This window comes from Hoylesella marshii DSM 16973 = JCM 13450, assembly GCF_000146675.1.
Classification (GTDB): domain Bacteria; phylum Bacteroidota; class Bacteroidia; order Bacteroidales; family Bacteroidaceae; genus Prevotella; species Prevotella marshii.
Genome location: NZ_GL397214.1, coordinates 458,258 through 466,947, shown reverse-complemented (window position 1 = coordinate 466,947; position 8,690 = coordinate 458,258). Strand labels below are relative to the sequence as shown.

Annotated in this window: 8 protein-coding genes; 4 read left to right on the top strand and 4 right to left on the bottom strand. The window is 48.5% G+C overall.

Going from position 1 to position 8,690, the window contains the following annotated elements; genetic code table 11:
- A partial coding sequence (locus HMPREF0658_RS01985; RefSeq protein WP_006948190.1) for an HU family DNA-binding protein occupies positions 1-337 on the top strand: 337 nt, incomplete at its 5' end.
- 155 nt (positions 338-492) lie between these two features.
- Here HMPREF0658_RS01985 and menA read toward each other — a convergent pair.
- Positions 493-1,419, bottom strand: coding sequence for a 1,4-dihydroxy-2-naphthoate octaprenyltransferase (gene menA / locus HMPREF0658_RS01980; RefSeq protein ID WP_024991052.1), 927 nt, complete (start codon positions 1,417-1,419; stop codon positions 493-495).
- A 92-nt stretch (positions 1,420-1,511) separates the two neighbouring features.
- Here menA and HMPREF0658_RS01975 point away from each other — a divergent pair, with 92 nt between their 5' ends.
- Positions 1,512-2,159, top strand: coding sequence for an HD domain-containing protein (locus HMPREF0658_RS01975; protein WP_006948188.1), 648 nt, complete (start codon positions 1,512-1,514; stop codon positions 2,157-2,159).
- Here HMPREF0658_RS01975 and HMPREF0658_RS11580 read toward each other — a convergent pair.
- The 3 genes from HMPREF0658_RS11580 to radA all read right to left on the bottom strand — a co-directional run bounded on the left by HMPREF0658_RS11580 (position 2,152) and on the right by radA (position 4,882).
- Positions 2,152-2,307, bottom strand: a complete 156-nt coding sequence (locus tag HMPREF0658_RS11580) for a hypothetical protein (RefSeq protein ID WP_006948187.1) — start codon at positions 2,305-2,307, stop codon at positions 2,152-2,154. The two genes, HMPREF0658_RS01975 and HMPREF0658_RS11580, sit on opposite strands and share 8 nt — an antisense overlap.
- 216 nt (positions 2,308-2,523) lie before the next feature.
- Entirely contained in the window at positions 2,524-3,432 is a 909-nt protein-coding gene (locus HMPREF0658_RS01970) for an RluA family pseudouridine synthase (protein WP_006948185.1), read from the bottom strand.
- Positions 3,433-3,490: 58 nt separating this feature from the next.
- Positions 3,491-4,882 (bottom strand): DNA repair protein RadA, encoded by a 1,392-nt coding sequence (gene radA / locus HMPREF0658_RS01965; protein ID WP_024991053.1) that lies wholly within the window; start codon positions 4,880-4,882, stop codon positions 3,491-3,493.
- Between the two features lie 273 nt (positions 4,883-5,155).
- On the opposite strand from radA, the gene HMPREF0658_RS01960 reads away from it, so the two are divergent.
- Positions 5,156-6,070, top strand: coding sequence for an ABC transporter substrate-binding protein (locus HMPREF0658_RS01960; RefSeq protein WP_006948183.1), 915 nt, complete (start codon positions 5,156-5,158; stop codon positions 6,068-6,070).
- A gap of 44 nt (positions 6,071-6,114) precedes the next feature.
- Complete coding sequence (locus tag HMPREF0658_RS01955; protein WP_006948182.1) at positions 6,115-8,298, top strand: tetratricopeptide repeat protein; 2,184 nt, start codon at positions 6,115-6,117, stop codon at positions 8,296-8,298.
- The last annotated feature ends 392 nt before the right edge of the window (positions 8,299-8,690 follow it).

Sequence of the window (8,690 nt, the reverse complement as noted above, 5' to 3'; positions counted from 1 at the left end):
CGCCGTCAACATGGGACGCAAGACGCTGCGTGACATTGCGCGCGACATCGCCGGCCGTTCATCGCTCACGCGGGGCGATATTGAAAACGTGCTGTCGAACTTCGTAGACCGTCTGCCATCGTATATGAACGATGGATTCAGCATACAGTTAGGCGAGTTCGGCACGCTGCGCATATCGCTCTCCTCGAAAGGGGCGGCCACGGAGAAGGCGTTCGACACGGCGGGCATCAAACCCCGCGTCATCTTCACCCCGAGCGTGCAGCTGAAACACGAGATGCTCGACATCTCCTACGAGGTGGTGAAGCCGGAGGAGGAGAAGAAAAAGAAGAAGCCGTAAGGAGGCCGCTCTGCGGAACGCGCGCGGCGTGAGAAAAGAACAAGTCTTATCCCTGCCGTGCGAGGAGCAAAAGAGACACCTTTATATATATACACACATAGAGTGGTACGCATCGCGATGATGCGTACCACTCGCCTTTTGTTTGTATGCTAAGGTTAAAAAAGGAAAATATCGGCCAGCAAACCGAGGGCAGAGAGCAGTCCGTAAAACAAGATGTTACGGGCTGTTTCGCCTAAGATATGATTCAGGGCTTTCCCTTTTCCAATTTTTCGCATGCGCAACCAAGTGAACGTATGAGGAATAAGATAAATTACCGGGAGCAATGCTGAGGCTATGCGGCCTTGCATCAGAAAGATGCCTCCCTGCAAAATTGTGGCACAGCCCAAAAGCAAGTATAGATTCAGCGAAGCTTTCGTGCCGATACGAACAACAAGGGTGCATTTGCCGTTGCGGCGGTCGTTATTGATGTCTCGATAGTTGTTAACAATGAGTAGGGTATCAATGACCATTCCACAAGCTAAGGAGGCGGTTATTACTTCGCTGGTAGGGACGTGCAGAGCGGTCGGCATCACGATGTAGTAGGTAACGCAAACGGGAATAATTCCGAAGAAGACGAGCACGAGCACATCGCCTAAACCGAGATAGGAAAGGCGCGTGGTGTAGAGAAAGCAAAAGATGATGCAGACGATTCCCACAAGTATCATCTCAATGCCGCCGTAACAGATGAGCGGCAAACCTGTGAGACAAGCCAATGCTGTAGTAGTAACGATGGCTTTCTTCATCGCGTTTAAGCTAATCCAACCTTGAGCACAAGCCCGTCGGGGGCCAAGACGCGTCTCGTCGTCGTTGCCTTTCAGAAAGTCGAAATAATCGTTGATGAAGTTAGCATCTATCTGCATGATGAATGCAAAGAGAAAACACAACATGTCGGGAAGTGCGCGGAATCCCTCTCCCTGCGTATCGGCCAATGCCAGAGCTGTAGCGATAAGCACGGGGACGGCAGCCCCGGTCAGCGTTTTAGGCCGTGCGGCAAGCATCCATGCCTTGAGAGAATTTTGGCGAATCAGCGTTTTTGATGTCATCATGCGGGTATGAATTGTCAATCCATTGTAAAACTGTTTGCAAAAGTAAGCATTAATCCGTATATTTGCAAACCCATAAAAGAGCATTTTGTATGACAGCCAGCGATGTGAGTTTAGACCTGATGGAGTTTATAGAAAAGAACATTTTGCCCCGATATAGTCAGTTTGATCGGGCTCACAACATGGGTCATGTTACGCGTGTCATTCGCAATTCGCTGCTCATTGCCAAGGCTGTGGGGGCTGATTTTGATATGGTTTATACCGTGGCGGCCTATCATGATTTGGGACTTTCGGGGCCTCGCGCCATCCATCATCTGACAAGCGGTAAAATCATGGCTGCCGACGTGCGGTTAAGAAAGTGGTTTTCGGCCGAGCAGATACGGCTCATGAAAGAGGCGGTGGAAGATCATCGTGCTTCTGCTTCGCATACTCCGAGGAATATTTACGGAAAGATTGTGGCGGAAGCGGATAGGGAGTTAGATCCCGATGTCGTGTTTCGGCGTGCCGTAGAATATGGGCTGGACACATATCCCGAAAAGAAAGAAGAAGAGCAATGGCAGCGATTCCGAAAACATATCAGCGAGAAATATGGTCGAGAGGGCTACATCAGACTGTGGATTCCCAACTCACCCAATGCCAAGAACCTTGCTTTCATCCGCGAAGTTATCTGCAATACGGAGCAGTTGCACGAGATTTTCACTCGTCTCTACAGCGAAATTTCTGCCTCGTCGGCTACCTGAAAAACAAGAAGTACAGCACTGCGAGAATGACTGCAATAATGAGCAGCACGATAGAACGGAAAATACATCCCGTCACTTTCTTGAAAATAAGGAAAGCCACGATAACAGCTGCGATGCAGAAGAGGTAGTAAAAGAAATTGGAAGTCATTGTAGTATTTTGTTTATCAATAAGAATGCATTATTTTTAACCCAAATCGGTGATGAGACCGCTCATCTATCATTTTAATATTGCTTTTATGCTTCCTGCCATCTTTTATTCGTTTGTCGGTATCTTGTCTGCCGCCCTCTCTCGACGTAGTCCACTACGTTTTCGAGAAGATGACAAACAAGCTGAACGACCATCAAACAAAATCTGTACAGGCTCTCATGACCGATTGAGGTTGAAAAGTCGTTTGAAATCTGCCGGAATCGGGGTTTGAAATTCCATTCGTTCATGCGTTACAGGATGGTAAAAGCAAAGCACATAGGCATGCAGACAGAGCCGGTTGCAGGGGTTGTCGCCATTTCCGTATTTCGTATCACCGCAAACGGGATGTCCCATGTCGGCCGTATGTACGCGAATCTGATTCTTTCGTCCCGTTTCCAGCCTGAATTCCACCAAACTATGGGTTGTGGTTCGCGCCAAGGTGCGGAAATGCGTCACAGCATATTTTCCACCGTTATCCACGGGTGAAGCATAAGTGATGTATGCTTTGTTGTCTTTCAGCCAATTTGCCACCGTACCTTCGTCTTCCTCCATTTCACCGCTCACCACGGCCATGTAGCGCCTGTCGTACACATTTCTGTGCCAATCGTGCTCCAAGAGTTGTTCGGTTTGCATGTCTTTGGCGTAAATCATCAGGCCGCTTGTTTCTCTGTCGAGCCGATGTACCACGTGAGCCTTGCATCTTTGCCGGCTCATCTTGAAGTAATCATCTAAGACCGCTTTCACATGCAAGGCACGTCTTCCGGCAGCCATAGACAGAATACCTACGTTTTTCTCTATTACAACGAGGTAGCGGTCTTCATACACTATCTTCACGTATTTGCTTTTGAAAGGCTCGCTTTGTTTGGAGCGGGAAACAGAAACTTTTGTGCCGACAGGCAATGGGAAATCGTATTGTGTGATGATTTTGCCGTTTACCTTCACGCCTCGTCCTGATAGTGTGGCTTTAATCTTGTTTCTGCTCTTGTCGCCAATGTGAGTGAGCAGAAACGAAAGCAACGTATCGTCGTGCTCAACGGTAAATATATCCCGCTCGTTCTGCTTGTAGGTGTTGCAACTCTTGTACATTCGTTTTCGTCGTTTGCCTGCAAAGGTAGCACTTTTCTTTCTTTTTCCCCGTGGAATGTTATCCGAATAAGACGCGCAAGGCCTCTTCTACTTTCCTGACGGGATGCAATTCAATCTTATATTTAGACGAGTCGAGACCTTGCAGGTTGTATTTGGGAAGTATGAGATGGCTGAATCCGAGTTTCTCGGCTTCGGCAATGCGCTGTTCTATCCTGCTTACGGGACGCACCTCTCCACTCAATCCCACCTCGCCGGTCATGCACCAGCCCGTTTCGATGGGTGTATCGACGTTGCTGGAAAGTACAGCGGTAATCACACTTAGGTCGATGGCTAAGTCGGTTACACGAAGTCCACCGGCGATATTGATAAACACGTCTTTCTGCATCAGTTTGAAACCGACGCGCTTTTCGAGAACTGCCAACAGCATGTTCAACCTCCGTTGTTCAAAGCCTGTTGCCGACCGCTGGGGTGTACCGTAAGCGGCCGAAGAGACGAGAGCCTGCGTTTCCACGAGGAAAGGTCTCACCCCTTCAATGGCAGAGCTGATGGCAATACCGCTCAAACCTTCATGGTCGCCGGTGAGAAGCAGTTCCGAAGGATTACTTACCGGTCTTAGTCCGGCTTGCCGCATCTCGTAAATACCAAGTTCCGACGTGCTTCCAAACCTGTTTTTGATAGAGCGGAGAATGCGATAGAGATGGTGCTGGTCGCCCTCAAACTGTATGACAGTGTCTACAATGTGTTCCAATATCTTTGGACCGGCCAGCGAGCCTTCCTTATTAATATGCCCAATTAAGATGACCGGCACATTGCCCGTCTTGGCAAAGCGTAGGAGTGCCGAAGCGCATTCACGCACTTGAGCAATGCTCCCCGGACTGCTGTCGATTTGCTGCGTAGCGATGGTTTGAATAGAGTCGATAACCACGATTTCGGGTTGTATCTCCCGAATATGAGAAAAGATGTTTTCGAGAGACGTTTCGCAAAGTACCATACAATCCGAACTGCCAGAGGGAGCAATGCGCTCTGCTCTCATTTTCAACTGATGGGCACTTTCCTCACCGCTGACGTAAAGAATCCGGCGCTCGGGAAGGCGTAAAACAGTTTGCAAAGTCAGGGTGCTCTTGCCGATACCGGGTTCTCCTCCTAACAACACAATTGAGCCGGGAACCAATCCTCCGCCAAGTACGCGGTTTAGTTCGGCATCGTTCATATCTATGCGAGGTTCGTCACGTGCGGATATTTCCTGCAAGGACAAAGGTCGGTTGCTGCCTTGGGAAAGGGCAGATCCAAGGCTCTGTGCCGTATGCCGTGCAGCAGACTCTTTGGACGAAGATGCGAGCCGCATCTCTTTAAACGAATCCCATTCACCACAGGACGGACACTTGCCCATCCATTTCAATGACTCCTGACCGCAGTTGGAGCATACATAAATTGTTTTATCCTTTACCACCTTCTTCTGTTTCGTGTAAGACACAGAGGCGAAACGTGCGTTCGGCCATGTATCAATACGGGGTTAGTTCGCACAAAAGTACGAATTATTTTCCTCGTTCCAAAATATTTCCGTACATTTGCAAGCAGGGTTCAAGACGAGGAATGCGGGGAACAAAGACCGCAAAAAGGAGACCTCCCTAACTATTTCCTCATCGTATATAAATGAATGATTCATAAGGGCGACTCCTGTTTCTCATGCAGGGTTGCCTTTATTCGTATTGAATAGGAAGAAATGAAAGACTTACGATATATTGCTCTGTGGGCTGTGGCTCTATTGCTACTGACAGCTTGTGGGAAGACTGAAAGACCGGGGCGTGCACAAACGGCACAAGAAAAGAAACGTATGGCGGCCGAAGAGGCCAAGGCATTGAAGATAGCCGTCGTACCAACGTTAGACTGCCTGCCGCTGTATGTGGCGAAAGAGCAGGGTTTCTTCAAGTCTTTGAATACCGACATACGACTACATAGGTACAAAGCGCAGATGGATTGCGACACAGCTTTGATGGGAGGAAGCGTGCAAGGTGCAGTAACCGACCTCATCAGAGCCGAACATATGCAACGGAAGGGTATACCGCTGCGATACGTTACAGCAACGAATGCCGGTTGGCAACTTATCAGCAACCGAGTAGCACGTATCAAAAAAATCAATCAACTCGGAGATAAGATGGTCGGAATGGCGCGATTCTCTGCCACGGATTTCCTTTCCGACTATGCTATCGACAGTGTGCGGATGAAAAGGGAACGCCTTTTCAAGATACAACTCAACGATGTGGAATTACGATTGCGTATGCTTCAAAACAACGAAATCGATGCCGTCATCCTGCCGGAGCCACAAGCTACGATAGCACGGCAGGGTGGACATCACGTGCTGATGGACACCCGCGACAAGAATATGAGGTTGGGGGTGGTCGCATTCCGCACGAAAGATATGGCCAAAGGTGTGCGTGCAAAACAATTGCAGCAGTTTATCAAAGCATATAATTGTGCGTGCGACTCCATTAATATCAAGGGAATAGAGCATTATGCGGCCGTTATCAAGAAGTATTGCAATACCGACGACAAAACCATACGAGCCCTTCCGCCGCTGAAATTTTCCCACATCGCTCCGCCGAGGGAGAGCGACCTGCGCATCGCCCGTAAATTCTAATCGCGTACATCCCTTTCCGTTTCCCCGTCATCTCCTTTCAAGCAATGGACAAACAACTGCAACACGCCCGACAACTCATTCTCAACAGGGAATTGCTAAAAGCTCTGAGAGTGTTACGTGCCTTTATCGATCGCCATCCGTATCTTCCATCCGATAGCAGACTCGACGACGTAGAACGAGACTATCATTTGATGCTCGACTTCCTGTCGAAAGGCTATGACGACCCCAAGCGCAACGAGATATACGACCAATTGCTGCGCCGCCTTTTCCGATACGTCAGCGACATTGAACTTACATTAATGATTCGCGACCGTCCAGTCTATGCTTCTGCCCACGCACACAGAACTCAATACCGATTACAGTCGGCAGAAATAAAGCAGCGACTCGAAGATTTCGTATCGGAAACTGCACTTTTGTCTATCGAACCTGAAGAAACGCGTCGAGAAAAGAGCATCCGCCTCTATACCGAACACATGGAATATGTCGGCTTGCTCTTTGAAGACATGTGGCTATCTGGGCAATGGAGCAACGAGCACGCCCTGCTCATAGAAAATCTTCTCCTGTCGCCCACCATCGACAGCATCGATGTCCGCATCCTCATCAGTGCCATTTCGCTGGCTGCGATGAATGTGTTCGACATCTGCAAGTTCCGCACGTTGGTGAATATCTATATGAAAGCAACCGACGAACACATACGCCAGCGCGCATTGGTGGGGTGGGTCTTTGCCCTCGACGATACCATCGACCTCTTTCCCGAACAGGCCGAGACAGTCGCCAGACTATGCGAAAGCGACAACACTTGCAGAGAGTTGTTGGAATTGCAGATGCAAATCATGTTTTGCACGGATGCGGAGCACGACAACGAAAAGATACAGAAAGACATCATTCCCAATCTTATCAAGAACAACAACCTGAACATTACCCGATTCGGCATCACAGAGAAAGAAGAAGACCCCATGCAAGACATCATCGACCCTGGGGCTTCCGACCGTGCCATGGAAGAGATGGAGCAGAGCCTAAACAAAATGATGGATATGCAGAAAGCCGGCTCCGATATCTATTTCGGCGGCTTCTCGCAGATGAAGCGTTTCGCTTTCTTCTATGCGCTGTCCAATTGGTTCACTCCATTCTATGCAGAACACCCGGGAATCGCTCACGTTTACGACAAGTTAGGCAACAGTCGACTTCTTCATAACTTGCTGTCGATGGGGCCATTCTGCGATTCCGACAAATATTCCTTTACGCTCGCTCTCGCTTCTATTATAGAGCGCATTCCCGAAAACCTGCGCGAGATGATGAACAGCGAAGAGGCCTTCGGCAACTTCGTGCCACAAGAGACGATGCAGAAGCCGGCCTACATCCGCCGCATGTATCTGCAAGATCTCTACCGCTTCTTCCGTCTGTTTCAGAGCAAAGAGGCCTTTGCCAACCCCTTCGAACAATTCTTCTTTGCCAACAGCCTCTTTGCCCATACGCAATTGACCAATCATGCTTACAAATTGGGTAACTTCTTATTGAAGCGAAAACAAATGCCCGAGCTGACCGACCTGCTCATTGTTTTCGCAAATGAGGAGCATCCCGAATGGAATCGCCTGCAAGCCTATTGCGATATGACAGAAGGCAACTATCGCGCGGCAGTGAATCACTACGAAAAAGCCTATCGCACAACGGCCGACAACCCACAATCGCTGAGTCAGCTGGCAAGGGCTTGCTTCCTCGCCGAGGATTTCGACGCTGCATGCCGGCATTACGAAACGCTCCACCGCTTGTTTCCGCAAGAGAAAAGATACACGCAGAACTACGTCTTGTCGCTGTTGAAACTCGAACGATACGAAGAGGCTGTATCACTACTGTTCAAACTCGATTACGAACACCCCGACGACAGCAACGTGAAACGCATTTTGGCGTGGGGATTATTGTTGCAAGGTCGCCTCTCGCAAACAGAAACCGAATACGAAAAGCTACTTGCCTTGCCCTCGCACAGTAGTGCCGACTACTTGAACGCAGGCTATTGCCAATGGTTTACGGGGCATGTAAGTGAGGCGGTAAACTTGTTTGCCGAGTTTGTGACAACAAGCAATCAAGCGGAAAACAATCATGGAACGCCCATCATGTTGAAAGACGAGTTTGAAAAAGACAATACACTCTTTCGCCGCCATGGTATCACGGAAACGGACATGCAGTTGATGCTCGACCTCGTAGATTTGAAGCTTTTCTCTGCTTCCTGATTCCACTTTTTTTCTTTCAGTGAACCACGTTTATCCCGTATTATTGTTATACAAAAGAAATAAAGTTTTCATTATCAATTTACGTGAGTTCGGGATAAGAGATTCTTATCCAATAGCCCCAAGGGGGGGCGACAGGTTAGATAATCTTATCCCGAACTCGCGTACATAATAAAAATCTATCTTTAGCGATTACAGAGGGTGTGTCAAAATTGACACACCCTCCTCTTTTTATTAGATTGAGCGTAATGGAAGAATAAATTATTCTTGGACTAAAGCACCTACCGCAATGCCGGAATAAATTATTCTTGGACTAAAGTACCTACCGCAATGCCGGAATAAATTATTCTTGGAGTAAAGTACCTGCCGCAATGCCGGAATAAATTATTCTTGGA